The following is a 26,879-nucleotide window of genomic DNA, read 5'->3' on the forward strand; positions in this document are numbered from 1 at the left end:
AGAAACTCCGGGGGGCTGTTGGCAGTTAAGCAGGCTGGATCTGTTCGCCTGCGGTTCGTCATGCTGTAAGGGGCTGCCGGAGCGGACATCGGGGAGGAAAACGCGGACATGAACTCTCTGGGGTTGTTTGCTCTGCTGCTGGCTGTGGCAACACTGCTCGGGATCATCAATTACCGGACTCTGAAACTGCCGCTGACCATCGGGATCCTGCTGATCTCGATGCTCATCTCCCTGATTGTCATGATCCTGAACCCGCTATTTCCGGGCTATGACCTGCAACAGGTCCCGCAGTCCCTGCTGGGAACGATCAATCTGCCGCGGACGCTGCTTGATGGCGCGTTGTCCTTCCTGCTGTTTGCGGGAGCGATGCAGGTCGATCTGGGCCTGCTACTGTCGCGCGGGAAATCGGTTGCGGCGCTGGCCATTCTGGGAACGTCCCTGGCCGTGGGGCTGCTGGCGGTTCCGGCCTGGCTCATCTTTCCCGTGTTCGGGCTGGCGGTCCCCTTCAGCTGGTGCGTGCTGCTCGGAGCGATGCTGGCGCCGACCGATCCGGTTTCAGTGGTGGGCATGCTGCGCAGGCTGGGGCTGCCGCCGGCTTTGCAGGCGACATTCGCGGGTGAAAGCCTGTTCAATGATGGTGTGGGTGTCGTCATTTTCGGGACCATGATCGGGCTGGCGACCGGAGAGACGAGTTCCGTTTCGATCGGGGATTTCGTGCTGCGGTTTCTGGTGGAAGCCGTGGGTGGCGGCCTGCTCGGTGCCTTTACGGGCTGGCTGACCCTGTTGCTGCTGCGGGGCGTGGAGGACACGCAGATTGATCTTCTGGGCTCTCTGGCTCTGGCGACGGGGACGTACAGCTTGGCGAACGGGCTGCACATGTCCGGGCCGATTGCGGTCGTGGTGGCAGGCATGAGCCTTGCGGGCAAGGCGGGTCATCGGGCCATCACGCAGAAATCCCGTGAGGAAATGGTGGTGTTCTGGAACCTGATCGATGAGATCCTGAACGCCCTGCTGTTCCTGCTGATCGGGTTCGAGCTTCTGGAAATCCGGCTTCACCTGGCGCCGCTCCTGACGATGCTGGTGGTTATCCCGCTTTCGGTTCTGGTGCGGGGGGCGAGCGTTTTCCTGTCCACCATGCCTGTTCATCTGCAACCCGGAGAACGGGGTCGTGCTTTGGGCGTTCTGACTTGGGGCGGGTTGCGGGGTGGCATTTCCGTTGCTCTGGCCCTGGGGCTTCCGGCCGGGGAACTGCGCGAGACGCTGCTCCCGGTTTGCTATGGCGTCGTGGTCTTCACGATCATCGTGCAGGGCCTGACGATGGGGCGGGTGGTGCGCTGGCTTTACCCCGAGACGGCTCCACCGTCCTGAAGCGCCATTTCCGCAAAAGGTGTTTGGCGGCCTCTGTGGGTTCTGCCGGGAGGCTGTGATAGATTCGGAAAACAGACGGTTTTGTTGGAGTATTTTGCAGATGGTACGCTTGAAGCATTTCAGGGGGTTTACGATGGCTGCGGCGCTGGGAGCGGGGCTTGTCATGCCTCAACTGGCATCTGCCACGCCGCTTGCGGGTCAGAAGGCGTGCTGGGATTCAAACGTGGGCGAGGACCCGCGCCCTGAAATCAGCTGTCAGAGCCTGTCGCCCGAGTTCCTGCGCAAGCTGGAACATGCGACCCCGGCTCAGGTGAGCAAACTGTTTGCCGTTCCTGGAAAAGACGGAAAGCCGACCTATTTTGAAGGCGTGGGCAAGATTCCGGGCTTTCACAACGGATATGTCGATCTGGTCTACAGCAAGGGGCATGTGACGAATGTGAGCGCGGTGACGACCGAGTTCCAGAACAATGGTATGGCAGGCCCGGAAATGGATTTCCGCTGGGATGCCGTAAAGGGCGAATGCTCGGATTTTCCCGGCTCGACCCAGCGCTGCAATGCACTTTAATAAAGCCCGATCATCACGGATGAGCCAGGAGGCATCGCGCTAACGCCGCATGATCAGGCGGAACGGCGCAGCCGCCGGGTTGGCGATAGCTATATCGCGCGTTCTTGAGAACGCATGAAACATCCGATCATGGAATTCTGGCAATAAGGCCTAAGAAATTCCCAGTATTGTTTTCGCAATAAGCTCGGTTGTTGCCAGAGTAGTAATCGTTCCTGTCCGCAAGGCAGCCAGAATGGCTACAAGTTTGGAACTTTCACTGGCAATGGTAATGACGTTGGGAATGCGCCGCAGGTCTTCCAGTGCCAGTCCGATTACGCGACCTTGCAAGGAAATGTCCGCATGCTTTCCTTCAATCGTGATGAAATCATATCCCATCATGTCTCCGACGGTTCCGGCGAGCTTTGCTTCCGCGACTTCCTGGGGTGAAAACCAGCCCATCCGAACCATGTTGCTGTCTTCGCTGACATCTCCAATGCCGATCAGCGCGACGTCCGCACGACGGGCCCTGTGCAGGGTGCGACGAACGACATCATTATCCATCAAGGCACGACGAAGGGCTGCATCAGAGACTAGGGCCGGCGCATAAAGTGTTTCGCTCATGCCGCCGAAGCGTGCCGCAAGCCGTCGGCAGATGTGATCAGAGCTCATATACTCGCCAGCCCGGGTCGAACCGCCGATTGCCGAAACGAATGTAATCGCGCGTGCAACCGGCATGCCGATCTGGTCTGCGATCGCAGCGACATTGCGTCCCATTCCGACCGCGACAATCATTTCGTCGCGTAATATGCTTTCAAGATGCGCAGCCAGCATGGCTGCTACGGCACTGCGCTGTGCATCGGGATCATTCTGGTTCACCGCCGTAAGCAGGCGTTCTATACCAAAACGTTTTTGAAACTCCTGCTCAAGTTCTGCAGCCGCAGCCGGGCGTGTGCGGACGCGGATCTCGACGATCCCTTCTTCACGCGCCCGTTTCAGGAGTTTGCTGACGGTAGGCCTGGAAAGGGCAAATTTTCTCGACAGTTCTTCCTGAGTGACCTGCTCAAGGTAATAAAGTGCCGCCAGTTCCGTGAGTTGATCGGCGGGGAAATCAGACCGACTGCTCCGACGTCCCTCCATGGATGGAACAGAACTGTCGGCCGAGCCCTTTGAGAGTCGGGAAGTGAGTTGCTCGATACGCTTTTGCGGCTTTTCAAACAGAAATCCGGCCCTCGTAATAGGTAATCCGCTCGACTTTTTCCGCAGATGCGCCACCGCTGAACTCGGAAGAAAGATATGCATGCACGATGGTTTTGGCAAGTTCCGGCCCAATGACACGGGCGCCCAGCGTAATGATCTGGGCATTGTTGCTCTTCATGGCCCGTTCGGCCGAATAGGTGTCATGTGTTTGGGCCGCGCGTATGCCCGGAACCTTGTTGGCGCTGATTGCAACACCGATTCCGGTTCCGCAGAGCAGAATGCCGCGCTCATGTTTTCCGCTCATGATGGCATCTGCAACCGTTACGGCGATATCGGGGTAAAGCACGGACTTTCCTTCATGGGTGCCGTAATCCGTTACGTCGTGTCCCCAGGATTCCAGGGTAGTCCGGATGATGTCCTTGAGGGTTGTCGCTGCTTCATCGCAGCCAAGCGCGATCTTCATTGTTTTTCTCCATTTTAGCCAGAATGTCTGCCGGGCGATAATCGACTGTATTGACGTGTGTTTTCTTGCACAAAAGAAAAAAATAAAACACATTTGTTAAATCACATATATGTGAATTTCCAGGTTTTGGAATGAATTTTCCGCATAAATCACACGGTAGTGAGATAAATTTCGCTAAAAACGTGTGATAGTGTTTGATGGCTTTCCTGATTGGCGTTATGTTCAGGAACTTTTGTAAGGCGGATATATCAAACGTTCTGCTTTGGGGCCGTGTTGGCTGGAGACGCCGCAAATAACAGCGGTGATGGGTTAAGGAGATATCAGATGAACAACATCGACACGAAACTCCGTTCTGTTCCGAAGCTGGACAGGATCTTCAATAGTCCTGATCATATCGTGGAAGACGGGCTGAGAGGCTATCTGCTGGCGCACCCGAACATCATTGCCGAAACTCAAAATCCGCGTGTGGTGCGTCGGCGCGAGGGGAGCCCCGTGCGCAAGGTCGGCGTCATCACCGGCGGCGGTTCGGGTCATGAGCCGGCTTTCCTGGGCTATGTCGGAACGGGAATGCTGGATGCTGCAGCCATTGGCGAAATTTTCTCTTCCCCGACCGCCGCCAGCTTCCTTGATGCGATGCGTGTCGCCGATATGGGGGCGGGTGTGGCGTGTCTGTTCGGCAATTATGCCGGTGACACGATGAACGTCCGGCTCGCCATGAGCGATGCGGCCAAGGAGGGGATTACGGTTGGCACGGTCGTTGCCAATGACGACGTGGCATCCGCCTCGAAGGATGAGGCCGGGCGCAGGCGGGGTGTGGCCGGCGAGATCCTGATGTGGAAAGCAGGTGGCGCCCGTGCCGAAGAGGGGGGATCGCTGGAAGACGTTCTGGCGGCTGCGCAGAAAGCGATTGATAACACGCGTTCGATCGGCGTTGGTCTCTCCCCGTGCACTATCGTGGCCAATGGGCATCCGAATTTCACGATTGAAGCGGGCACCATGGAAGTCGGTATCGGCCATCATGGAGAACCGGGCGTCGAGATTCGTCAACTTGAGCGCTCAAGCGATATTGCGCGCATGATGTGCGACTATGTTCTGAATGATCTTCCGTTCAAGTCCGGCGACAATGTCGCGGTCCTGCTTTCCGGCCTGGGTGCGACGCCCATCATCGAACTCTATGTGCTGTTTGCCGATGTGGCGGCGGTGATGAAGGAGAGGGGAATTGAAATCCGGCACAGTTTCGTCGGCAATTATTTCACGTCCCTGGAGATGAAAGGGGTCACTCTGACGGTCATGCGGCTCGATGAGGAACTGGATCGTCTGATGTCTCATCCGACGCATTCGATCGGTCTGACCCGGGTCGGGACATTTTATACGCCGCCACAGAAGGCGGCTCCGGCGATCGTGCGTAAGATTCAGTCCGAAGTGGAGGATGTCACCGTTATCGACAGATATGCCGCCAGAACCGGGATTCCGCTCCAGAAGACAACTGACATCGTTCCGGCGCTCGTCGAAGCCATCGTTGGTGCCCGCGACTGGCTGAGCGAGATCGATGGCAAGATCGGCGACGGCGATCATGGAATCAACATGGCGAAAGGCTTTGAGCGTTGTGGGGAAAGGCTTGGAGCCAATCCGCCGCCTCTGCGCGAGGCCCTGCAGATCCTTTCAGACTCGCTTCTGGCGGGGATCGGTGGGTCCATGGGGCCGCTGTACGGACGCTTCTTTGCCGGGATGGCGCTGCCGCTGGAAAACACCGATTATATCGACGGCAAGGTTTTCGGTCTCATGCTCGATGGCGCCGAGGCTGGTATCCGTTCCCTGGGGAACGCCGATGTTGGCGACAAGACGCTCATGGACACGCTCGTTCCTGCCGTTCGGGCCTGTCATGCCACGGAGGACGGGGATTTTCTGACCTGTCTGAAGGCGACGTCCGAGGCTGCCGAGAAGGGACGGGATTCCACTATTGATCTTGTCGCGCGGATCGGGCGCGCGAGCCGTCTCGGGGAGCGCTCCCGGGGTGTGCTGGATGCAGGTGCTACGTCGTGCTGCCTCATCCTCCAGACGGTAATCGCCAGTCTGGAAAAAAGCCTGAAGGCCTGAGGCCGGCAAGGTCTGCGGAACGGATCAGCCGACAGTCCGGATGATCCGTTCCGACAGGAACTCTACCTCGAATGATCTGTGAGCCTGAAAACTTCGTCACGGCATGATGCGTCATCGTGCGTGCCGTTTTCTGTACCGGGGACAACCATGGCTGGAACAACGTTCAAAAGTCCTTCTTCTGTGGAAGAGGAGATCCCGGTCGAAGAGCGGCCGGCAACGAGACTGGGTCGGCTGCTGCTCAGGATTGGCATGCCCCCCTCCCTCCTGTGGGGGTTTGTCGGTGTTCTGATCTTCATGTCCGGTGATGGGGTCGAGAGTGGATATCTCTCTTCATATCTCGTCAGTCTTGGAAAGACGGAACATGACGTGGCGCTGCTCTTCACGGTTTATGGCCTGAGCGCGGCCGTGTCGGCATGGTTGTCCGGCGCCCTTTCCGATCTCTGGGGCGCGCGTCGCGTCATGATGACCGGTCTTGGCATCTGGGTTGTTTTCCAGATCGGCTTTCTCGCATTCGCCCTGCCGTCGAATTCCTATCCGCTGATGCTCCTCTTTTATGGCATCCGGGGCTTCGGCTATCCGCTTTTTGCTTTCGGGTTTCTCGTCTGGGTGGTCACGACCGTCCATCCGCGTCGTCTGGGATCTGCTGTGGGGTGGTTCTGGTTCTGCTTTACCGGCGGCATGCCAACGCTGGGCTCCGTGTTTGCGCGCTATACAATTCCCTGGATCGGCTCGGTCTACACATTATGGTCTGCGCTTTTCCTGGTGATTCTCGGTGGTGTCATGGCGCTCAGCGGGATCAGGGAGAAGCATGGCGACGAGCATATCCCGGGCGCTGAAAAGCATCCTTTGCGTACGCTGTTCGCGTCTTTGTCCATTGCCTGGGAACGTCCCAAGGTGGGGCTTGGCTGTATCGTCCGTGCCATCGACACATCGGCGGAATTCGGTTTTCTCGTCTGTCTGCCGATCTATTTCATGCACGATCTGCATTTCAGTCTCGGACAGTGGCTTCTGGTCCTGCAGGCGATTTTTATTTCCAACGTCATCTGGAACCTCCTGTTCGGCATTCTCAGCGACTGGCTGAGCTGGCGTGGCACGGTCATGATCGGCGGTGGAGTGGGATCTGCTGTCAGCACCATGCTGCTCTACTGGTGCCCAACATGGTTTGGCCCGGAACATATCCTGCCTACCCTTTTTGCGGGTGCTCTCTATGGCATGACACTGGCAGCTTATGTCCCGCTGTCTGCGCTCATGCCTTACCTGGCGCCTGATGACAAACCCGCTGCCATGTCGCTGCTCAATCTGGGCGCTGGCGCGAGCGTCTGGATCGGTCCAGCCGTTGTCTATCTTGTTGAGCCGTTTTTCGGAATCTTTGGTGTCATGGTGGTCTATGCGGTGATCTATCTGATCAGCGCTGTCCTGACATGGTTCCTGACACTCGAGCCTGAACTCCAGGCCCAGCTCGATCGTGTGCGACGCAGCAGCCGCAGAACAGATCCCTCTGTTCTTCAGCCCGGCTCCGCTGAATAGCGGTGTCCCACACATCTTCATGATCAATAAGGAACACTGGAAATGAAGTCTTTCTCTGCGCTTTTTTCTCTTGAGAACCGTAGTGCACTCGTGACGGGTGGCGCTTCCGGAATCGGATTTGCCATCGCCCAGCGGCTGGCCGAGCAGGGCGCACGGGTCTGCCTTGTCGATCGCAGCCCGACGGTCAGGGATGCTGCCGCCAGACTTGGAGATGGGCATATCGGAATCGAGGCTGATGTCACCGATGAAACTGCCGTTACCCGCGCCTGTCAGGCTGCTATCGAGCATGCCGGGAAGATCGACATCCTGGTTAATAATGCCGGTATCGCGCTGATTGCTCCGGCAGCAGAGCTGACCACCCAGGCGTGGGACACCACCCTGTCCATTAATCTGCGAGCTCCGTTTCTTTTCGCCCGGGCACTCGGGCCTCATATGTGCAGCAATGGTTTCGGGCGGATTGTAAATCTTGCCTCGCAGGCTGCTCTTGTCGCGCTCGAAGGACATATCGCCTATACGGCCAGCAAGGCTGGTATTCTCGGCCTGACGAAAGTTCTCGCTTTTGAGTGGGGCCCGCACGGCGTCACGACGAATGCAGTCTCGCCTACGGTTGTGGAAACCGAGCTCGGCAAACAGGTCTGGGCCGGCCCTGTTGGGGATGCCTTCCGCGCGCAGGTGCCGACAGGCCGTTTCGCCCAACCGGATGAAATCGCCTGCGCCGTCACCTATCTCGTGAGCGAAGCTGCTGCAATGGTGAATGGCGAGAACCTGGTCGTCGATGGTGGTTACACGATCCGCTGATTTACAAGGTGCTGGCCCCTGAATCCTGGAGCCGGCACCTCATGGATCCCGCAAATCCTGTTGACCACCTGTTCCTTGAGACCGAAATAGCGTGAGGTGTGTGAGGGGCGCAGTTCTTTTCCGCCTCCGGGAACAGAGAAGGACGAGGATGTTTTTATCTGATGTTGACGTTCCGGTTGTCGACAGGCCTGAAAACTCCTGACAGCCAGTCTATGAAGACTCGGACACGCGGAGACATCTGCCGGTTATGCGGATAAAGCAGTGAGACGGGGGATGGAGCTGGCGGAAATTTTCCCAGTACTTCGACCAGTGCTCCGGACCGGATATCGTGTTCGGCATGATAGCGCGGGATCTGGATAAGGCCCAGCCCTGTCCGGGCCGCTGCAATATAGCTCTCCGCCGCGTTGACCGAGATACGAAGCGGCAGGAGAATATGTTGTGCCCTGTCGTCAATAACGAATTCCAGGGGCAGTATCCGGCCGCGCAGACTTGACTGGAAACCGACCATGACGTGGCCTTCCGCCAGGTCGTCTGGATGTGCTGGAATGCCATGCGCTTCCAGATAGGCGGGGGATGCCAGTGTCACTTCCCGCAGGGTGGCGAGATGCCGGACCATCATGTCACTGTCTCGCAGTTCGCCCACACGAAGAACACAGTCCATGCCTTCACGGACCAGATCGACCAACCGGTCGCCTTCGCTCATATGCAGTTCGATGTCCGGATATGCTGCGAAGAATTCCGGCAGGGCAGGCACGATGAAATGACGGGCCAGCGTGCCGTGCACGTCGATCCGGAGTGTTCCTCTGGGACTGACGTTTCCGAATGCCGTTTCAGCGTCTTCGATGTCGGCGACGATATGGCGGCAGCGGCGATAATAGGTTTCGCCTTCCGGTGTCGGACTGACCTGCCGCGTCGTCCGGTGCAGAAGACGCACGCCCAGCCGGACCTCCAGCGTCTTGATGACGTCGGTGGCAGTCGAGCGTGGCAGGTTCATGTCTTCGGCAGCCTGGGTGAAGCTTCCGCGTTCCACGATCCTCATGAACAGCCGCATGATATCCAGCCGGTCCATAAACTGTTCTCACAATCCGGATAATCTATCCGAATTGTGCGGGATTATCAGGCGAACGAAAAGGGCCATTCTTCCTTCAGGGCCATAATGGCCACAGACAAAGGGAAAAGCAGATATGACACAGGACAGGAAAGTCGCGATCGTCACGGGGTCATCGCGCGGGATCGGTGCGGCCATTGCCACGCGGCTGGCGAAGGACGGGCTGGCGATTGTCGTTAATTATGCGGGAAATGCAGCTTCGGCTGAAGAGCTTGTCGCGAAGATCCGTCAGACGGGCGGTGAGGCAATTGCGGTGAAGGCCGATGTCTCTGACTCTGCTGCTGTTTCCACTCTGTTCGACGAGACGGAAAAAGCCTTTGGTGGCGTTGATGTGCTGGTCAACAATGCGGGCATCATGACGCTGGGGCGGATTGCCGATGTAGACGATGCCGCCTTTACGCGGCAGGTGGATATCAACTTCCGGGGGACTTTCAACACGCTGCGTGAAGCCGGAAAGCGCCTGCGGGACGGTGGACGTATTGTGAACCTGTCCACCAGCGTTGTCGGGCTGAAATTCGAGAATTACGGCGTGTATGCTGCAACGAAAGCTGCGGTCGAGACGCTGACGGCGATCGTGGCCAAGGAGCTGCGCGGGCGGAATACGACTGTAAATGCGGTCGCTCCTGGGCCCACCGGTACGGATCTGTTTCTTGAAGGCAAGAGCCCCGAACTGATCGAAAAACTGGCGAAGATGAACCCGCTTGAGCGTCTTGGAACGCCGGACGACATTGCCGCGGCTGTTGCCTTCCTGGTGGGACCGGATGGTTCGTGGATCAATGGCCAGACGCTGCGGGCCAATGGTGGCATGGTCTGAGGGCGGTAGCGGCAGAAGGGGAAGATCATGGCCAAGCAGGTTATTCTGATTACGGGGGCCTCAAGCGGGTTCGGGGCTATGACGGCCCGGCAGCTCGCGACAGGTGGGCACTGTGTCTATGCCGGCGTACGGAACATTCACGGAAGCGGCGCGGCTGCTGTCGCGGCTGCTGAGAGTTTCGCGAAGGAGTGGAAGGTCGAACTGCATAGCGTGGAACTCGACGTTCTCGAGCAGGAGCAGGCGGACGCCGCCGTTAGCCGGATCATGACCGAGCAGGGGCGGATCGACGTGGTGATCCATAACGCTGGTCACATGTGCTTCGGTCCGGCCGAGGCTTTTACGCCGGAGCAGCTGGCGGCATTGTATGATGTGAACGTCCTGTCCACCCAGCGTCTCAACCGGGCCGCGCTGCCACATATGCGCGACAAGGGGCAGGGGCTGGTCGTCTGGGTGTCATCGTCCAGCACACGGGGCGGGACACCGCCGTTTCTGGGGCCGTATTTCGCCGCAAAGGCGGCAATGGATGCACTGGCGATTTCCTATGCCGGTGAGCTGACGCGCTGGGGGATCGAGACCACCATCGTTGTACCGGGTGCTTTTACGAAAGGCACCAATCACTTTCGCGATGCTGGTGCCCCGGCCGATCAGGCCGTAGCGCTGGCGTATAAGGATGGACCGTATAAAGGCGTGGAAGAAACCGCGCTTGCAGGGCTGGCGGCGCTTGAACCGGCGGATGCCGATCCGGAGAGTGTAGCGCGGGCGATCGAGACCGTTGTTGATACCCCGCGCGGTAAACGCCCGTTCCGCGTTCATGTCGATCCGTCCCAGGATGGTGCCGAAGTGGTCAACGGTGTGGCAGACAGGGTCCGGGCAGAACTTCTGCGACGCATCGGGCTTGGGGATCTGCTCCATATCCCAGAAACGGTGTAACGGCCGTCGCGAGACTGACCCCAGTAAGATTTGTAGCAGGCGGATCGTTGGGTGGACGAGGCCCTGATCTGGGCCTCGTCCACCCGCCGGAGCGACCTTTCAGATCCGGCTGTCCGTGGAACAGGAAAGGTCTTTCCATTGCTGGAATTCCGCCTGAAGGGCTAACAGTTTTTCTCCAACAAGTTCCACGGCATCTGTCCCAAGCAGCAGATGGGCGGGCGGCGTTCCGGCTTTCAGGATGTCCAGCATGGCCCTTGCGGCCCGTTTCGGATCTCCCAGTTGAGGAGCGTTATTGGCTGCCCGGCGCTCATGCAGGGTGGCGAAAACCGCCTGATATTCCGGGAGACTGCGTTCCACGCGGATCATGGAACGCCCGGCCCAGTCGGTTCGGAAAGCACCGGGCTCGACGGCCGTGACATGAATGCCGAAGCCGGCGACTTCCTTGCCCAGTGCTTCGGAAATGCCTTCCAGAGCGAATTTTGTGCCGTGATAGAGGCCGAGCCCAGGCATGGTGATCATGCCCCCCATCGAGGTGATGTTGAGGATATGGCCGGAGTTGCGGGCACGCATATGCGGCAGGACCGCCTGGATGACCGCGATGGCGCCGAAGACGTTGACGTCGAACTGCCTGCGGATCTCGGGCAGGGATGCCTCCTCGATCGTGCCTTCCATCCCGTAACCGGCATTGTTGACCAGGATATCGATCGGTCCGATATCCGCCTCGATCCTGTTGATGGCAGGCTTAATGGCCTCGAAATCCGTGACATCGAGCAGGACGCCGCTTGCGCGGTCGCCGAGAGCTTCGAAGGTCTGAAGTGCCTTTTCCGTCCGAACGGTTCCGATGACATGATGCCCGTCTGCGAGGGCTTCCTCCGCCAGCGCACGGCCCAGTCCGCTACTGACGCCGGTAATGAAGAGGCGTCGTGTTTGCTGTGATGTCATGTTCAGAGTCTCTCTTACAGTGTTCAGGCAGGTCATGAGTCGATCGTGATGGCCACTTTGCCGAAGGGACGGTCAGAGGCGAAATGCTCATAGGCTGAGGCGGCGTTTTCAAACGAAAAGCGCGTGTCCATAACGGGCCGGATCCCGTTGACTTCGACGAAGCGGATCAGATCTTCCAGCATGGTCCGGCTGCCGGCGGTGATACCGCTCAGACTGCGGCTCCCACCGATGAGTGCGCCTGTTGATATGGGCACATCGCCGCCACCGCTCAGCCTTCCGATCACAACGACACGTCCGCCAACGGCTGTTGCCTTCAGGGAGCGGGGCAGGGTGTGTTCGCCGCCGACCTCGAGTACGAGATCGACGCCTGTTCCCCCTGTCTGGCGCAGGACGTCCTCCTGCCATTCGGGGTTCAGCCGATAATTGACCGTCTCATCAGCTCCCAGGACCCGTGCACGCTGGAGCCTTTCGTTCTGTGACGAGGTGATGAGGACGGACAGCCCCGCGGCTTTTGCCAGAACGAGTGCCATGAGGGAGACGTTTCCGGTGCCCAGAAGCAGAACGCGTGCTCCGGGTCGGGCGGCGCCTGCGACAAAAAGGGCATTCCAGGCGGTCAGGCCCGCGCAGCATAATGTGGCCGCCTCTGCATCGTCCAGGTTTCGCGGTGCTCTTGTGAAACCGTTTTCCGGTCCGACCATTTCTGTTGTCAGCGTCCCGTCGATCTGGACTCCGAAGGATGCGGCTGTTTTGTGCGGGGATATCCTTCCGTCCAGCCAGCCGGGATAATAGGTGGGAATGACGCGGTCCCCCACCCGGAAACGGGTAACATCCGGGCCTGTTTCCACGACTTCTCCGCACCCATCGACCAGCGGGACCACCGGATGGGGTTGCAGTCCGGTGAACTGGCCGCGTGCAACACTCAGGTCCCGGGAATTCAGGGCTGCAGCTTTCATGCGGAGACGCAGACCGTTGGCAGGCAGCGGGAGCGATGTCCGGTTTGTTTTTTTGAGGCTGGACAGGCCGCTTCCGGCCTGGATTTCATAGGCGTCCATCATCTTTTTCCTCGAGAAAGGCAAGGATCAGGCCGTGTAGACGGCATGGCGCAGGGCACGTGGGAAGGAGCCGGACATTCCTGCAACAGCCGTATTCGTCAGGGCCACGGCGCTTAGTTCGCGCGCCGGATCGACCCAGAACCCTGTTCCATAAAGGCCGGACCAGTTCCAGGAGCCGGGCGAGAGGGGAAGTCCGGCTCTGGTGGGGTCTGTCAGGACTGCGACGCCCAGTCCCCAGCCGAAGCCGGGCCCTGCGGCTCCGACCGGCAGGGTGCCAATGGCATTGGTCGTCATGGCGGCAACACTTTCCGGCTTCAGAACCCCCGAACCTCCAGTCCGGATGGCTTCGGCAAAGCGGAGATAATCTCCCGCCGTTCCCACCATGCCGACACCGCCGGATGGCCATGCGGCGGGATCGAAGGCGCGGGAGGGAGAGTAGACAATATGACCCGGTCCGAATTTGAGCTGGAACGGGTCCGTCATGCGTATGGCTCCGCCAGTGCCCCCGTCGGCATAAGGCACGGCGATTGGCGTGCCTTGCGGGATGCTGAAGGCCAGGGAGGTCAGGCCAAGCGGGCCGGTGACGAGTGTCCTGATGGCCGTGGGGAGGGTGAGGCCGGTGACACGTTCGATCACGCCCCCCAGCACATCAATGGCCAGCGAGTAGTGCCAGGCCGTTCCGGGCTCGAAAAGCAGGGGCACGGTAGCGATCCGGGCTATGTTTTCCTGAAGCGTGAGGCGCGCGTGGTCCAGTCCGTCCGAGATGCCCTTGCGATGATAGGGGCCCGTTTCCGGCTCCAGGAAGCCGTAGCCCAGTCCGGCCGTATGCGTCATGAGGTGCCGGATGGTGATGACGGGCTGCCGTCCGTCCGGGAGTGCGGGGCGGAAGTCGGGCAGCCATTGCGTGACTGGTGCGTCCAGGGACAGTTTGCCCTGTTCCATCAGGGCCAGGGCAGCAACGCAGATGACGGGTTTGGTCATTGACGCCAGCCTGAACAGGGTCCCGGTCTGCGTTGCGATACCGGCTTCACGGTCTGCCGAGCCAAAGGCGCGTTCGTAGACGATCTTTCCGTGTTCCGAGACCAGAACCGTCGCGCCGACGAGTGATCCCGAATGCACGGCATTCTGAAGAACGCTGTCGATCGCAGTGGTCCGGGCGGAGGACGTGGATACTTCCGCAGCAGAGGCCGATGATCTTGATGAAAGCCATGCGGCGGCGGGCAGTGTTGTTCCGAGAATGCTGCGCCGGCTGACAGGAGCGGCGGAATGTCCGGTTTCTGTTTTCTGTCGCATGAGAACGTCCTTCGTGTTGCTCGTTGGGAGTCACCTGCAGGCGCTATCGTATTCCTGTTCATTTCCGGGCATAATCCGGATGAAACGGGATTCAGTTTGTACTGAAAGTAAAGAATACATGCTTGATCGCATTACCGGCATGCAGCTCTTTGCCCGTGCAATGCAGGCCGGAAGCATTTCGGCCGCAGGCAGGGAGCTGGGTCTTTCACCGGGGATGGCCAGCAGGCATCTGGATGCGCTTGAAAAACGGCTTGGGGTGCGGCTGTGTCATCGCAGCACACGCAGGCTCAGCCTGACGGAAGCCGGCCAGCATTATCTGGAGCTGTGCCTGCGTCTTCTGCCGGAACTGGAAGAAGTCGAGGCACAGATTGCTTCACAGCGCGTCGAGGCGTCTGGCGTTCTGCGTTTCAATGTTCCTCTGTCTTTGGGGGTACGCTACATCGCGCCCCTGCTTCCGGCGTTTCATGAGCAGCATCCGGCGGTGATGGTTGATCTCGGCCTCAATGACAGGGTTGTGGACCTGACGGGAGAAGGGTGGGACCTGACCATCCGGGTCGGGCGTCTGAGGGACAGTCGCCTCATTTCCCGCAGGCTTGCGCATAGTGAACTGATGATCTGCGCGTCGCCGGATTATCTGTCACGACGGGGCAGGCCCCGCTTTTGGACGGATCTGTCCCGGCACGACTGTCTGGGGTTTTCGCTGTCCGGTATCGCCAAGCCGGAAGAATGGCTCTACGGGCGCTTCCGGGACAGGCGGGTTTCCGTTCATGGTCCCATGTGTGCGAATAATGGTGATGCGCTTGTTGCCTGTGCCAGCGCCGGGCTCGGGATCATTTACGAGCCGGACTTCATCGTGGCCGATGCCGTCCGGACGGGTGCGCTGGAGGTGCTTGTTCTCGATGCGCCGTCAGCAGAACTGGGCGGCGTGCATCTGCTGTATTCTCCTGACCGTGCTCCGCCCGCGAAAGTGCGTGTCATGATCGACTTTCTCGTGGGGGCGTTTGGCAGTACGCCCCCATGGGGTGTGAGGTGAGGGGCCTGTCGCGGGAAGACACGAAACGGCGACGCGCGCTGGAGGTCATGTCATGCGATGGTGCTGATGGTCTTTCAGGACCTCGATGAATGCCCGGAGTACAGGCGGCACAAGCCGATGGCCGGGGTAATAGAGTGCGTATCCCGGAAAAGTGGGAGTCCAGTCGTTCAGAATGGTCGTGAGTTTCCCCGCTGCCAGGGCTGAGCGTGCCGTGTCTTCCGAAACAAATGCAATCCCCTGTCCGCCAGTGGCCGCTTCGACCATGAGGTCCATGTCGTCCAGCGTCAGCGCCCCGGGGACATCCACGTCATGCTCCTGGCCGTAACGGGCAAATTCCCAGCGGTAGATTTTGCCGCTGGGCAGCCGAAAGCGGATGCAGGCGTGATGCTTCAGATCATCAGGTGTCTGCGGCAGGCCATGCGCGGCAAGATAATCGGGGGAGGCAACCGCCACGAAGCGGCCTTCCCCGCCAAACCTTATGGCGATCATGTCCTGCGGGATGGCCTCCGCCAGCCTGACACCCGCGTCAAATCCTTCCGCCACGATATCAATGAAGCGACCGTTGGTCACGAGGTTGAGGTGGATATCCGGATAGCGTTGTCGAAAAGGGGGTACGATTTCTTTCAGCAGGGTGCGGGCCGCGTTTCTGGAAGCATTGATTCGCAGTGTTCCGGAAGGTTTGGTTTTCAGCATCCCAACCGTGGCGAGGGTCTGGCCGAGGCTGGAAAGAATGGGGCCCAGACTTTCGGAAAACTGGGCCCCTGCTGCTGTCAGGGCGACACTGCGTGTTGTCCTGTGGAAAAGACGCACACCCAGGCGTTCTTCGAGGGCACGGATCATGTGACTGAGCGTTGATGCCGAAAGATCGAGTTCGTCCGCGGCGGCGCGGAAACTCTCATGCCGCGCTACTGCGAGAAACGCATTCAATTCTGGCAGACTGGGAGTCTTATTCATGGCGTTTTTTCAATAGTCCATGCCGCTTTCAACACATAGACCCACCTATCCCGTCAGGCCAGAGTGCATGGCAGTCGCCTCAGGGTTCTGGGGCCATGAATCGGGAACGTACATGATGTCCAGAAACTGGTTTATTACAGGAACATCCTCGGGGTTCGGCCGTATCATGACCGAACGTCTTCTTGAGCGCGGTGACACAGTCGTCGCGACCCTGCGCCGGCGCGATGCGCTCGACGCTCTTCAGGCCCGCTATTCTGACCGTCTGCATGTGGTAGCGCTGGACGTCACCGATACGCAGATGGTCCGCCAGGTTGTCGATCAGGCTTTTGCAAGGCTGGGACATATTGATGTCGTCGTCAGCAATGCCGGTTATGGTCTGTTCGGTGCGGTGGAAGAAGTCTCCGATGCTCAGATCCGTGATCAGATCAATACGAATGTCATTGGTTCGATCGCAGTTGTCCGTGCTGCCCTGCCGCATTTCCGTGCCCAGGGTGGAGGCCGTATCCTTCAGCTCTCGTCAATGGGAGGGCAGATCGCATTTCCCGGCCTGGGTCTCTATCATGCCAGCAAATGGGCCATTGAAGGTTTCTTCGAGAGCCTTGTGCAGGAAGTCGCGTCATTCGGGATCGAGGCGACACTGATCGAGCCGGGAGCCGCACGGACGCAATTTGGTCGAGGCAGCATGGTGATGTCCGATCCGCTTGAGGCGTATCAGACGCTTCCCTTCAGTGCACGTCGGGAAGTTCTTGCTCATGAATCCTATACGCCGATCGGAGATCCGGAAAAAATGGTTCATGAGATGATCGCCAGCGTGGATGTTTCTCCCGCTCCCCTGCGTCTGGCCCTCGGCAGCGATGCCTACAGACTGATGCATGAGGCGCTGGCAAAGCGGCTTGAACTGCTTGAAGCTCAGAAAGACATTGCCGTCTCGACGGATGCGAGTTCGTAAAAACGCGTCAGGGTCGACGTATTTTTAATCAATCATCCAGATATTTGCAGGGACAGGTTCGATGAATAATTCTCTTCAGGGCAAAATTGTAGCCATTACCGGAGCCAGCAGCGGGATCGGGGAGGCGACGGCACGTCTGCTCGCGCGGTCTGGCGCGTTCGTCGTACTTGGCGCACGCCGGATGGACCGTCTCTCTGCCATTGTGGCGGATATCGAGCGCGAAGGCGGAAAAGCCCTTGCGCTTGAACTGGATGTCCAGCGGAAAGAACAGGTTCAGGCTTTCGTTGACCGGACGGTCACTCAATTCGGACGCCTTGACGTTTTCGTCAATAATGCCGGCGTCATGTTGCTGGCCCCACTTGCCGATCGGAAGATCGATCAGTGGGAACGTATGATCGATGTCAACATCAAGGGCGTACTCTACGGTATCGCGGCAGCTCTGCCGGTCATGCAGAAACAGGGTTCTGGCCATGTCATCAATGTTTCGTCGGTGGCCGGACACAAGGTTGGACCCGGATTCACGGTCTATTGCGGGACCAAGTTTGCGGTTCGCGCGATTTCCGAAGGGTTCCGTCAGGAAGCTGGCCCCGCCATCCGCAGTACCATCATCTCTCCTGGCGCCGTGACAACCGAACTGCCGACTCATATCAGCGATGGTCCGGCCAAAGATGCGGTAAACGGTATGTATGCTGCGGCCGCGATCAGTGCTGATGCCATTGCCAATGCAATCCACTATGCGATCTCCCAGACACCTGACGTTGATGTCAATGAGATCATTATCCGCCCAACGGCGCAGGAATTCTGATGGCCTGTATTACAGATTCAAACAGGATCTGCGGAGTATCTGCTGATGGATGAACTGTGTTGGTGACGGACAAAAGAGCGTCCGCCATCAGACACTTTCCTTCATAAGCCTTCTGGGCGTGCTTGATGGTCAGACTGATGCACTCGAAAAGCTGAGAGGTCAGTCCATACATGACACAGGCACGGGTTCTGGCAAGATTTCTGTCGAGGGTGTCCAGAGAGTGCCAGATTTCCCGTTTTCCCAATGCCGTCTGAAAGCGAGCGGGAATCCCGCGTCTGAAATGCAAACCGGATTGCAGACGAATCAGCACAACAGGGCTCGTTTTGTAGAAGCCCTTTGTAGAAGAATGGGGGCTCCGGGTTGTTGAAAACCTTAAAAGTCGTTTATTTTCAATAACTTATATGTGGTGCGAGCTGCGGGACTCGAACCCGCTCTTCTTGCTCGCAACTGGTCAGACAAGTCATTGAAACAGAACGATAATTTCAGAAGAGATCATCCTTCGCATGGTGACTGCGGGTTCACTGTGCGGGCAAACCCATGGGGCAGTCAAGAGATGTAAATTGAACACATGCATGTAGCTAAGTCTCTTTTTGGATATCCCCTTATCGAAAAATTCAAAGATCGAGGCATCACACCGATTGCCCTGTCCAATAAAAACCGGTGAAATCCACGAAAGATCCTGCTCGCGCTTTATAAAAAACGAAACTTCATTGAATGTTTCTTTTTCAGACTGAAACCGTCCAGAGGCATTACAACACGCTATGACAAGCTCAAATAAACCTTCCTAGCAGCCCTACACTCGTTCCTATTGTCATCAGATTTCACTGGCGACACACTCTACACAAGCGGTTAACGCGCAATAATTCCAGCTATAATTTTCTTACTCAGCTCTCCTCACGCAACACCGGGTCTTGGGTTATTATCGCAATCGCAAGCTTGGCTAGTGTTAATAAATCGAGTAAATTTATGTTCAATCACGGAGTAGCGCCCTAATTATAACTTCGCCCTCCGCTGGAAAAATAATGTTTTCTCGGAGAGTTAGATATGGCTGCTGATCTTAGTAGTATTATAATAGGTGCCGTTAGCGGACAGACACTGCCAGCAGTGTGGAATATGATCCCAGAAGGGGTCAAAAATCGCTGTGGACAAGGCTTTGACCGCTTAACGGGAAAATTTACCCATCGTTGGGATCGAGAAGATAAAAAAGAAAACGCCGATGTCGATGATAGCATAAAGAGAGAAGATCATAAGTCCGAAGCGCAGAAACATGTTCTTGAACTTCTTGTACCTGATATTGCGAAGAAAATATCTGCCGATCCCGATTCAATGGAGCGTGTGATCATTGACGTAATGGGAGATGCTTATCGTAAACAGCAAAACAAAGATGCCGTAGCGGAAAAAGCTTCTAAAGATATAAGTGAAAAATACACAAATAGCTCCGATACAAATGAAGCTCTGGATGAAGACTGGCTCAATTTCTTCTTATCATATGCAGAGAAAGCTACTTCAGAATATGCTCGACAGCTTTGGGGTCGCATTTTTTCCGGAGAAATAAGGCATCCCGGACGTTTTTCTATATCCACTTTACGCCTCTTGTCTGAGATTGATCAGAAAACTGCCCAGCACTTTGTAAAAATATCTTCGTTTCTTATGGGTGACGCGATTTACTTTCCTAAGGAATATAAATCCAAAAACTTCTCAGATCTCTTGAAGCTAGAAAATGCGGGACTGATTAACGGCATTTCTGCCCCTCTTGTATCAGTATTTAGTGACGAATCCGCTGAATTCGGCCAATTGATGGATGAAGAGTTTATCATATTGGTAAAAACAAATAAAAAGAACATAACTGAATTAAGGATAAACGCAATATTTCTGACTGACGTAGGACGAGAGCTTATAAAAATAATTGATAAAACAGAAAGAAACCCTGATAAAATATCTAAAATAGAAGAAGCACTAAAAGAAAATATCTCTGTCTCAGGATATTTTATCCATAGAATAACAAATAGGAATAAAAATGAATTAAGTTGTGAGACGAATCCAATTTCCTCTTGGGAGAGAAAGTAAACACCTAATCGATTTTCGTCGTTATTCTCTATATTGCACCAAAGAGCAATCGCACCGGACGGAACCCTTTGAGCATAAGATTGTTTTTTCTCATAATTGACTGGAAAATTAACTATATATCTACATCGAGTTTTAGAAAACGTGAAATTTTTTCTGTCTTTCAGGGGGTCAACGGGGGAGGTCACTCCCCCTTGCCAGATGTCGAATGGGTAGCCATTTGACACTGCTGGCTCCCTTTTAAAACGTTCCCTTTTTGAAGGCTGTTTCCGGGTAGCTTATTGCTTCTATGGTTTGGAGCAAATTGGCTGTCGAGATGTTGGTCAAATAGGTTGTGGTGCCCTGACTTTTGTGAGTGGCTTCATGACCAAGTAGGCGGTCAATCCATACTTCCCGGATATTGGCATCCGCATTTCTGAGCTGGGTCGATACCGTGTGCCGGAACGAGTGGAAGGTGATTTCGGCTGGCAGACCAATGCGGGTCTTGAGCAATGAAAAAGCCCGCCCCAGCGCTGCTCCCCTGACGCCCTGCTTTGAAGTCTCCAAACCGGGGATGAGGTAAGGGCCGTCGTTGGTCTTTCTTAGTGCCAACACACCAGCTTCAATTAGCTTCGAATGTATTGGCACAATGCGGGTGCCTGCTTCTGTCTTGGGTGCCCAGCCGGTTTCGCTGTGAGGATGGATAAGGAAGCAAGGGATACCTTCGACGGTCTGGAGGTCTTCTTTTCTCAGGGTGCAGATTTCACCCAGTCTCATGCCCGAATAGGCTGCAATAAGGGTGACCAGCCGGAAGGTCTGTTCTGGCGCGGACGTACTATGCCATGAGGCTAACGCCAGCAAAGCGAGTTCCTTTGTCGTCCAGCTTCTGCGTATGGTCTTCTGTCCATTCTCGAAATTCCAGCCTGTCCACGGGTTACGTGTGACCAGTTCCCGCTGGTGTAACTGGTTCCAGAGGGCAGAGAGACGCATCATGTGGTTTTTCACACTTTTCCCACTCAGGGTTGGTAAACCTTCTTCTCTGGCTCTCTGTGCCTCTTCTTCAAGGGTAAGACTGCTTTTGCGTTTACCTAGTGATGCGGGGAGGGAAAACAGGAGGTCTCGAAATGCTCCGGCCTTCTCGCCACCGATAATGGACACAGGGGCATCCCCAAAGGCTTGTAGAAAGAGGTCTACGGCCCGCTGGGTGGCTTTCTTAGTGTCAGCGCTGGCATGGGAACTATCCAAGACAAAGCGTTTCAGGGCACCGGAAAGCATCAAGGGTTGGGCTTTGGGTGCTTTGGTCTGTTTGCTCGGTCGTCGGGATTTGGGTCTCGGTGCTGAAACTGGCATTGACCCCGTTTCCTGAGCAGATGAAGGCAGGTTCACGCTCTGCAAATCCCGCAGTGCAACCCGCAGTCCCTCAAGCCTGCCTAACGCGTCTGGTTCAGAGAGAGTCAGATGGGCCTGAGAGAATAATTCTGTGGTTCTGGCGTGAAGGAGTGATGCCCGTTTTCGGGCTTCATTCTGATAGCCGGTTTTCAGGGAAACCCAGATTTCCCGCCGGTTTAAGGCTGCTCGCAGGGCAGGGGGAACGATACGGCGAAAGTGGTAGGTAGTGCCTCGGACACGGAGCATAAAATCTTCCCTCGATGGGGAAGGACGATGGAGCAAAGACAGTCTTTGCCCCTCATTCAGCCGAAAAATCGTGCTATTTCAGGTGTCTGTGGTGCGAACTGCGGGACTCGAACCCGCACGCCCTTGCGGACTCGAGATTTTAAGTCTCGTGCGTCTACCATTCCGCCAAGCTCGCACAGCCCTCATGCTGCGCGCAGGAGAACGGTACCGTTTTCTCTCAACCAGCGTTCCGCTGCAAGACGTCCTGTACGGCCCTGCGGAATAAAACGGTCGACCAGGGCCCAGAAATCGGGGCCGTGATTGAAGTGTTTCAGATGGGCCAGTTCGTGGATGACCACATAATCCCGGATTTCCGTGGGAGCCATCAGCAGGCGCCAGCTGAGCATGATGCGTCCCTGACGCGTGCAACTGCCCCATCGGGTCCGGACATCGCGCAGGTCGAGCCGGGCAGGGTGCAGATCCATTTTCGCTGAATGGGTCTGGAGCGTCTGTGTCAGGCGTTCTTTTGCCATGGCCTGAAGAAAATCGCGGACGCGTCGTTCCGTGTGTGTGGCTTCCCCACTGACATGAAGTCCTTCCGCATCCAGCCAGCAGCCGCGCCGGGCCGTGGGTTCATGCAGGATAGGGATGCTTCTCCCTTCGATCATGACCTCTGAGCCGTCAGCGAGCGCCTGTTTTTCCGGCAATGCGGCTAGAGCATTGGTGATCCACTCCGTTTGCTGATGAACGAACGCCAGTGCCCTGTCCCGGCTGATGCGCTCGGGAACCGTGATGATGACTTCGCCCCGGACGGGCTCGATCCGCAGTGTAATGCGTCTGGCCCGTGTCGAACGTTTCCAGATAAGTGGAACGGTCGGGGGAAGCATGGTTTCAGCCCTTACGCTTCAGCGCATGACAGAGCGGGGAGCGGTCCGGCCATTCCCCTGGCCAGTCTTCCAGATGGTCTTCCAGCGGTCCGGCGCGACGCTCGCTGATGCAGCGGTCCTGGACCGAGGCGCCGGAACTGTGCACGCCCTTTTCATTGCCCGTCCGCAGAGGGTGCCAGTCCGGAAGATCAAATCCGTCGCGCAGCAGACGATAGGAACAACTGGGGGGCAGCCAGTCGATTTCGGCCAGAAGTTCCGGCGTGAGGGTCACGCAGTCCGGGACCTTGCGATGGCGGTCGGTATAGTCGGTGCAGCGGCAGGTATGCGTGTCCAGAAGGCGGCAGGCGACGTTCGTGTAAATGACTTCTTCAGTGTCTTCGTCGCGCAGCTTGTTGAGACAGCAGCGACCGCAGCCATCACACAGGGACTCCCACTGTTCGGAAGACATCTGGTCCAGAGGGACGGTTTGCCAGAAAGGCGCAGTGGGAGAAGTCATGGGTGGTCCAGCAGGGCGCAGGCGACGCAGAAAACGACCGCGAGCAGAATGGAAAGAAAAGCGGATGGCAGAAGGAGCGGAAACCAGATCAGGCGCAGACGTGTCGGCAGGTCGGCGCCCAGTCCGATGGCAGCGCGTGTTGTACCTGGCGGCAGGGTCAGCAGGGTCGCCCCGGTTGGAAAAACGACCGCCGGCGCGATGAGCATGCCTTCCAGCCAGCCCAGACCGGAATGAATGCTGGCCAGTGCAAGGGCCAGTCCGGGGCCGGGCAGGAGCAGCAGCAATCCCAGACGTCGCACCACCCGAGCGGGCAGGACGCGCATGAGCAGCGCGATCACGGCGCAGGCCCCGAGAAGCCCTGTCAGGATTGCGGGCAGGTTGAGCCGTAATGCGAGCGACATCATGGTGTTTGCGGTGCGAAACGTGCTTCGAACTGCTGTTCGAGCGCTTCACCATGCTGGGACCAGAACGTGTCGCTGACAGTCAGGAACGTCGGCGTGTTTCCTGGCGGAACCGGTCCGGGCATGTCTTCCAGATGGGGAGCATGCATTCTGAGCTGGGCGAGTGTCCGGTGGGCACTGTCCGCGGGAACATTGGCGGGAATGGCCCAGAAAAGCGGCGTCCGCAGCACGTTCTGGGTGCCGGCAACGAAGAGCGAGCTTGCAGCCCCGGCCTGAACCCGGGAACTGACACTGGTCACTTCCGTACTCGGTGCGCTCAGCATGAGGGCGCTGCTCTGTTCCATGATGCGTGCGGCGTCGGCAGCTGTCGTCCACCACACGATATAGGGGCGAAGCAGGTCCAGCTTGCGAAAGGCGCGATCCACACCGGACTGCGTCGAAAGGGTAGGATAGATGTCCTGCGGCGCGACGCCATCGGCCAGCAGGGCAATTTCCAGTGTTGTTCTGGCACCGAAATGCAGGCCCCGTCGTCCCGGATGGCGGGCTACGTCCCAGAAATCCTGCCAGCCCGGAGCTGTTGCCAGCCGTGAGCGGTCCCAGGTCAGGGCAAGGTCGCTGACACCACCGGGGATGCCGCAGGTGGGGCTGTCGTCCAGTGTATGGACCCATCCGCCCGCGCAGGCCTGCGCCAGCTGCGTTCCCGTGACGAGAACGGCCATCCATGCGGGTTTCGCGGCATGGGAGCCGGTCTGGAGTGTTGTCGTCTGACCGTCCCATTCCACCAGACGCAGGGTGTTGTCACTGGAGGTGAGGGCGTGCGCTGCGATCGTGCCTTCCGGAACGCCGAAGCCGGGTTCAGGGGCAACGGGCGCCGCCGCGCGACGATGGACAATCCTGCGCCGGTGCCGGCCGTGCTCATGTCCGTGCGCCGACGCGGAGCCGGGCAGGAAGACGGATGTGATGCCATGTCCGACAGACGTGAAAAACGTACTGATGCCGGTGGCATCATGTGACGAACGCGTGGACGCAGCCTGAGCCACAGGCTCCAGGGATGACAGAAGCAGCAGGGCGCAGAGACACAGAGGGCGCGGGCCACTCCTGCGGGGGACCCGACCGGATGTCCGGAAGACATGTCGCAAGGGGAAAGCGGACCGGGTCAGAACGAAAGGATCCTTGGAAGGGTGGGTTGCTGGAAAAGGAAACTGTTTACAGGCGTCCGGACAGGACAGGCGCACTTTAATACATCCCGGCGCCGGGCGGAAAGACTGTCGCATGGGCGGCGGGCCACGCGAGCTGCACTGCGGTTCCCGGGGCAGGGATCTTCTGGGCCTGAAGCGGCGGACGGCGCAGCTCAATTTCCGTTCCTTCGGCGCAGCGGACCCGCATGCGGATATGATCCCCGAAATGGGTGCTGTCGGTCAGAACACCGCGGACGGGCGTCTCCCCCTCTTCGTCCATGCCCAGGCCCTGGGCTCCGAAAAAGGGTGAAATCCGGTCGGGGCGGACACAGACAAGACATTCCTGTCCTTCAGCCAGGTTTTCGGCGGCCATCGCGTCCACGATGCCGCCACAGGCCAGATGAACGCGCGCCACGTCGTCGCCAATATCCAGCACCTGACCCGGCAGGGTGTTGGTCTCGCCAAAGAGGGTCGCGACCTCAAGGCAGTCCGGACGGTCATAAAGACGGGCGGCGTCTGCACATTGCAAAAGCCGGTTGTCATGAAAGACGGCGATTTCGCCGCCCGAACGCAGGGCATCCTCGCGGCGCGAGACGCTCTGGATCACGCTCAGATTCAGGGCGCGGGAGAGAGTGCCCAGCAGGATCGGGATGCGGCGTGCGGCGTGGGGATCGAGCGTATGAAGCGGATCATCCAGCAGCAGTACGTCCGGAGACGTGACAAGGGCGCGGGCCAGCCTGACACGCAGGGACTGTTCCGGGCTCAGCTCCGCAGGGCGCAGGCCGGCGATGCCGTCCAGTCCCAGAAGGGAGATCATCCGTCCGGCGGCCGCACGGGCTTCGGTTCGGCCCTGTCGGCTGGCGCGCAGACTGAAGGCGATGTTGTCCCGAAGGTCCAGATGCGGAAAAAGCGGGTCCCGCGGACTCACGATGCGCATCCGGCGCTCTGCGGGCGGACGGGACGTCACGTTCTCGCCGCTGACCGTGATGGTGCCGCCCAGAGAGGGCAAGAACCCGGCCAGCACATCCAGCAGGCGCGACAGGGCCTCGGACTGGTTTCCGAACAGGGTCAGGGTTGTGCCGGGCTGGAGCGACAGGTCGACGGGCGGTGCATCAATGGCCGCGCGCAGGCCGGCTACTTCCAGCACGGGCTTCGGGCGGGAGGGGCGGGTGCTCCTCTGCTTGGGAGCCATGCGGGAAACGCCGGACAGGCCTGACATGCAACCTCTGGGAGAATGGATCGTTATAGGCGAAACAAAATCAGGCCAGAACAGATCTGACCGGATATTCAAGAAGGGGTTTGAACATGAGCCGTAAAAGCGTCAAGGATAACATTGAAGTGGCAACCGAGACCACACAGGCTCAGATCGACAGTCTGCGGGACCAGCTGCAGGAACTGCTGAACAACCGCATCAACCCCGCTCTGCTTGATGCGGCTGACCGCACGGACCATGCCGTTGCAAATGCCCGCAAAATCACGGATCATGAAATTGAAAATGTTTCGACGCGTGTGCGGGCGCGTCCGATTGCAGCCGTCCTGATTTCGGCCGTGGTCGGTTTCTTCGCCGGCCGTTTCTCCAAGTAACAGCCCGGTTCTTTCCAGGCGGGGGACGGACGGCATCTCGTCCGGCCCCGTCCTGAAGAAGAGGCAAGCGACTTTCCATGAAGCCTATCGAACTCGGACAGGATGTCCTTTCAGCCCAGGGGCAGATTCTTTCCCGCTCTGCAATGCGAATCGGCCGCAGGGTGGCCTATGGCATCGTCGCGGCAGTCTTTCTGTTCTTTACAGCGATCTCATTTCACGGGTTCCTGTGGGCATTCTTCATTGATGTCGCAGAGCTGAGCTATGTGAAGTCCGCGCTCTGCGTGATCGGCGTGGATCTTCTGTTCGTCGTGATCTTCGGACTTCTGGCCGCCCGTTCCATCCCTGATCCGGTGGAAATCGAGGCCCGTATCCGCCGTGACCGCAAGTTCATCGAGTTCAAGCAGTCTCTGGCCATGGCGGCACTGACAGGGCTGGTCTTCGGACCGGCCGGCCGTTTCACCATCGCCCGTCTGTTTGCCATTGTGCGGAATTTGTTCGGTCTCAGAAAATAAGACATTTTGTGGCTGATATTGATCAAAGCCATATAGTCAGTCTCCGCGTAATGGCGTAAGCACTTCGCCAGTCCACCGACTACTGCTTCACTGAGTGGGAGTCGATGTGGCTGAGCGAGGAGCGTTGTGGACGAATTGGCGTACAGTCTGGCGTGTGGCAGTCTGGTGGTTGACGGTAAGGTCGGTTCCTGATGCTGGCTGAAGTTGACCTGTTTGGCGTTTTCGTTGCACCGCTTTCCATTTATGCCGTAGCGGCGGTCTTTGTGACGTTACTGCTTCGAAGCATCCTG

The 26,879-nt window shown here is 57.9% G+C and carries 28 protein-coding genes and 1 tRNA gene; 14 read left to right on the forward strand and 15 right to left on the reverse strand.

What is annotated here, in order from left to right; translation table 11 throughout:
- The first annotated feature begins 108 nt into the window (after positions 1 to 108).
- A complete protein-coding gene (locus HKD31_RS12665) occupies positions 109 to 1,368 on the forward strand; it encodes a cation:proton antiporter (protein WP_041111765.1) in 1,260 nt (419 codons plus the stop codon).
- 100 nt (positions 1,369 to 1,468) lie between these two features.
- Positions 1,469 to 1,933 carry a hypothetical protein gene (locus tag HKD31_RS12670; RefSeq protein WP_194265382.1) on the forward strand — a complete coding sequence of 155 codons (465 nt, stop codon included), beginning with the start codon at positions 1,469 to 1,471 and terminating at the stop codon, positions 1,931 to 1,933.
- A 150-nt stretch (positions 1,934 to 2,083) separates the two neighbouring features.
- Here HKD31_RS12670 and HKD31_RS12675 read toward each other — a convergent pair whose 3' ends face one another.
- Both HKD31_RS12675 and rpiB read right to left on the reverse strand, forming a co-directional pair.
- Positions 2,084 to 3,184 carry a sugar-binding transcriptional regulator gene (locus HKD31_RS12675; protein ID WP_338085581.1) on the reverse strand — a complete coding sequence of 367 codons (1,101 nt, stop codon included), beginning with the start codon at positions 3,182 to 3,184 and terminating at the stop codon, positions 2,084 to 2,086.
- Positions 3,123 to 3,572: a ribose 5-phosphate isomerase B gene (rpiB, locus tag HKD31_RS12680; RefSeq protein ID WP_062495412.1), complete on the reverse strand. Its 450-nt coding sequence runs from the start codon at positions 3,570 to 3,572 to the stop codon at positions 3,123 to 3,125. The genes HKD31_RS12675 and rpiB overlap by 62 nt, the downstream gene beginning before the upstream one ends.
- 324 nt (positions 3,573 to 3,896) lie before the next feature.
- Between rpiB and dhaL the strand changes: the two genes are divergently transcribed.
- The 3 genes from dhaL to HKD31_RS12695 all read left to right on the forward strand — a co-directional run bounded on the left by dhaL (position 3,897) and on the right by HKD31_RS12695 (position 7,994).
- The gene (gene dhaL / locus HKD31_RS12685) at positions 3,897 to 5,669 is read left to right on the forward strand and encodes a dihydroxyacetone kinase subunit DhaL (RefSeq protein ID WP_194265381.1); all 1,773 of its coding nucleotides are present in this window, start codon (positions 3,897 to 3,899) and stop codon (positions 5,667 to 5,669) included.
- A 249-nt stretch (positions 5,670 to 5,918) separates the two neighbouring features.
- Entirely contained in the window at positions 5,919 to 7,196 is a 1,278-nt protein-coding gene (locus tag HKD31_RS12690) for an MFS transporter (protein WP_228120667.1), read from the forward strand.
- Positions 7,197 to 7,238: 42 nt separating this feature from the next.
- Entirely contained in the window at positions 7,239 to 7,994 is a 756-nt protein-coding gene (locus tag HKD31_RS12695) for a GolD/DthD family dehydrogenase (protein ID WP_062495406.1), read from the forward strand.
- A gap of 154 nt (positions 7,995 to 8,148) precedes the next feature.
- Here HKD31_RS12695 and HKD31_RS12700 read toward each other — a convergent pair whose 3' ends face one another.
- Entirely contained in the window at positions 8,149 to 9,063 is a 915-nt protein-coding gene (locus HKD31_RS12700) for a LysR family transcriptional regulator (protein ID WP_194265380.1), read from the reverse strand.
- A gap of 115 nt (positions 9,064 to 9,178) precedes the next feature.
- Here HKD31_RS12700 and HKD31_RS12705 point away from each other — a divergent pair, with 115 nt between their 5' ends.
- Positions 9,179 to 9,916, forward strand: a complete 738-nt coding sequence (locus HKD31_RS12705) for an SDR family oxidoreductase (RefSeq protein WP_194265379.1) — start codon at positions 9,179 to 9,181, stop codon at positions 9,914 to 9,916.
- 27 nt (positions 9,917 to 9,943) lie between these two features.
- Positions 9,944 to 10,846 (forward strand): SDR family NAD(P)-dependent oxidoreductase, encoded by a 903-nt coding sequence (locus HKD31_RS12710; protein ID WP_194265378.1) that lies wholly within the window; start codon positions 9,944 to 9,946, stop codon positions 10,844 to 10,846.
- Between the two features lie 99 nt (positions 10,847 to 10,945).
- Here the strand turns inward: HKD31_RS12710 and HKD31_RS12715 are convergent, their stop codons facing one another.
- Genes HKD31_RS12715 through HKD31_RS12725 form a run of 3 tightly spaced genes read right to left on the reverse strand, consistent with a single transcriptional unit; the run spans position 10,946 to position 14,133 of the window.
- Positions 10,946 to 11,788, reverse strand: coding sequence for an oxidoreductase (locus HKD31_RS12715; RefSeq protein ID WP_194265377.1), 843 nt, complete (start codon positions 11,786 to 11,788; stop codon positions 10,946 to 10,948).
- Positions 11,789 to 11,820: 32 nt separating this feature from the next.
- Entirely contained in the window at positions 11,821 to 12,843 is a 1,023-nt protein-coding gene (locus HKD31_RS12720; protein WP_228120684.1) for a zinc-dependent alcohol dehydrogenase family protein, read from the reverse strand.
- 24 nt (positions 12,844 to 12,867) lie between these two features.
- Entirely contained in the window at positions 12,868 to 14,133 is a 1,266-nt protein-coding gene (locus HKD31_RS12725; RefSeq protein WP_081107244.1) for a serine hydrolase domain-containing protein, read from the reverse strand.
- 118 nt (positions 14,134 to 14,251) lie between these two features.
- Here HKD31_RS12725 and HKD31_RS12730 point away from each other — a divergent pair, with 118 nt between their 5' ends.
- Positions 14,252 to 15,166, forward strand: coding sequence for a LysR family transcriptional regulator (locus HKD31_RS12730; protein ID WP_194265376.1), 915 nt, complete (start codon positions 14,252 to 14,254; stop codon positions 15,164 to 15,166).
- Positions 15,167 to 15,211: 45 nt separating this feature from the next.
- On the opposite strand, the gene HKD31_RS12735 is transcribed toward HKD31_RS12730, so the two are convergent.
- The gene (locus tag HKD31_RS12735; protein WP_194265375.1) at positions 15,212 to 16,120 is read right to left on the reverse strand and encodes a LysR family transcriptional regulator; all 909 of its coding nucleotides are present in this window, start codon (positions 16,118 to 16,120) and stop codon (positions 15,212 to 15,214) included.
- A 115-nt stretch (positions 16,121 to 16,235) separates the two neighbouring features.
- Between HKD31_RS12735 and HKD31_RS12740 the strand changes: the two genes are divergently transcribed.
- Both HKD31_RS12740 and HKD31_RS12745 read left to right on the forward strand, forming a co-directional pair.
- Positions 16,236 to 17,069 carry an SDR family oxidoreductase gene (locus HKD31_RS12740; RefSeq protein WP_228120698.1) on the forward strand — a complete coding sequence of 278 codons (834 nt, stop codon included), beginning with the start codon at positions 16,236 to 16,238 and terminating at the stop codon, positions 17,067 to 17,069.
- A 61-nt stretch (positions 17,070 to 17,130) separates the two neighbouring features.
- Entirely contained in the window at positions 17,131 to 17,874 is a 744-nt protein-coding gene (locus tag HKD31_RS12745) for an SDR family oxidoreductase (RefSeq protein ID WP_194265373.1), read from the forward strand.
- Here the strand turns inward: HKD31_RS12745 and HKD31_RS16110 are convergent.
- Positions 17,846 to 18,184, reverse strand: a complete 339-nt coding sequence (locus tag HKD31_RS16110) for a DUF6538 domain-containing protein (RefSeq protein ID WP_228120686.1) — start codon at positions 18,182 to 18,184, stop codon at positions 17,846 to 17,848. The two genes, HKD31_RS12745 and HKD31_RS16110, sit on opposite strands and share 29 nt — an antisense overlap.
- Before the next feature lie 734 nt (positions 18,185 to 18,918).
- Between HKD31_RS16110 and HKD31_RS12755 the strand changes: the two genes are divergently transcribed.
- Entirely contained in the window at positions 18,919 to 19,941 is a 1,023-nt protein-coding gene (locus HKD31_RS12755; RefSeq protein WP_194265372.1) for a DUF2806 domain-containing protein, read from the forward strand.
- 237 nt (positions 19,942 to 20,178) lie between these two features.
- Here the strand turns inward: HKD31_RS12755 and HKD31_RS12760 are convergent, their stop codons facing one another.
- From HKD31_RS12760 to HKD31_RS12790, 7 genes are all read right to left on the reverse strand, one after another.
- Positions 20,179 to 21,552: a DUF6538 domain-containing protein gene (locus HKD31_RS12760; protein ID WP_194265371.1), complete on the reverse strand. Its 1,374-nt coding sequence runs from the start codon at positions 21,550 to 21,552 to the stop codon at positions 20,179 to 20,181.
- A gap of 89 nt (positions 21,553 to 21,641) precedes the next feature.
- Positions 21,642 to 21,727: transfer RNA gene (locus HKD31_RS12765), tRNA-Leu, on the reverse strand.
- Positions 21,728 to 21,734: 7 nt separating this feature from the next.
- Entirely contained in the window at positions 21,735 to 22,418 is a 684-nt protein-coding gene (locus tag HKD31_RS12770; RefSeq protein WP_194265370.1) for a M48 family metallopeptidase, read from the reverse strand.
- 4 nt (positions 22,419 to 22,422) lie between these two features.
- Complete coding sequence (locus HKD31_RS12775; protein WP_194265369.1) at positions 22,423 to 22,914, reverse strand: YcgN family cysteine cluster protein; 492 nt, start codon at positions 22,912 to 22,914, stop codon at positions 22,423 to 22,425.
- Entirely contained in the window at positions 22,911 to 23,318 is a 408-nt protein-coding gene (locus HKD31_RS12780; protein ID WP_062493553.1) for a hypothetical protein, read from the reverse strand. The genes HKD31_RS12775 and HKD31_RS12780 overlap by 4 nt, the downstream gene beginning before the upstream one ends.
- A complete protein-coding gene (locus tag HKD31_RS12785) occupies positions 23,315 to 24,355 on the reverse strand; it encodes an extracellular solute-binding protein (protein ID WP_370543927.1) in 1,041 nt (346 codons plus the stop codon). The genes HKD31_RS12780 and HKD31_RS12785 overlap by 4 nt, the downstream gene beginning before the upstream one ends.
- 196 nt (positions 24,356 to 24,551) lie before the next feature.
- On the reverse strand, positions 24,552 to 25,712 hold the full coding sequence (locus tag HKD31_RS12790) for an ABC transporter ATP-binding protein (protein WP_194265367.1): 1,161 nt from the start codon (positions 25,710 to 25,712) through the stop codon (positions 24,552 to 24,554).
- Positions 25,713 to 25,798: 86 nt separating this feature from the next.
- Between HKD31_RS12790 and HKD31_RS12795 the strand changes: the two genes are divergently transcribed.
- The 3 genes from HKD31_RS12795 to HKD31_RS12805 form a co-directional block, all read left to right on the forward strand.
- Complete coding sequence (locus tag HKD31_RS12795; protein WP_024717271.1) at positions 25,799 to 26,077, forward strand: hypothetical protein; 279 nt, start codon at positions 25,799 to 25,801, stop codon at positions 26,075 to 26,077.
- Positions 26,078 to 26,154: 77 nt separating this feature from the next.
- The gene (locus HKD31_RS12800) at positions 26,155 to 26,589 is read left to right on the forward strand and encodes a hypothetical protein (RefSeq protein ID WP_194265366.1); all 435 of its coding nucleotides are present in this window, start codon (positions 26,155 to 26,157) and stop codon (positions 26,587 to 26,589) included.
- Between the two features lie 191 nt (positions 26,590 to 26,780).
- Positions 26,781 to 26,879, forward strand: a 99-nt coding sequence (locus HKD31_RS12805; protein WP_194265156.1) for a DUF1656 domain-containing protein, incomplete at its 3' end; no start/stop codon positions are given.

The sequence above is a fragment of the Gluconobacter potus genome (assembly GCF_015244705.1).
In the GTDB taxonomy this organism is placed as follows: Bacteria; Pseudomonadota; Alphaproteobacteria; order Acetobacterales; family Acetobacteraceae; genus Gluconobacter; species Gluconobacter potus.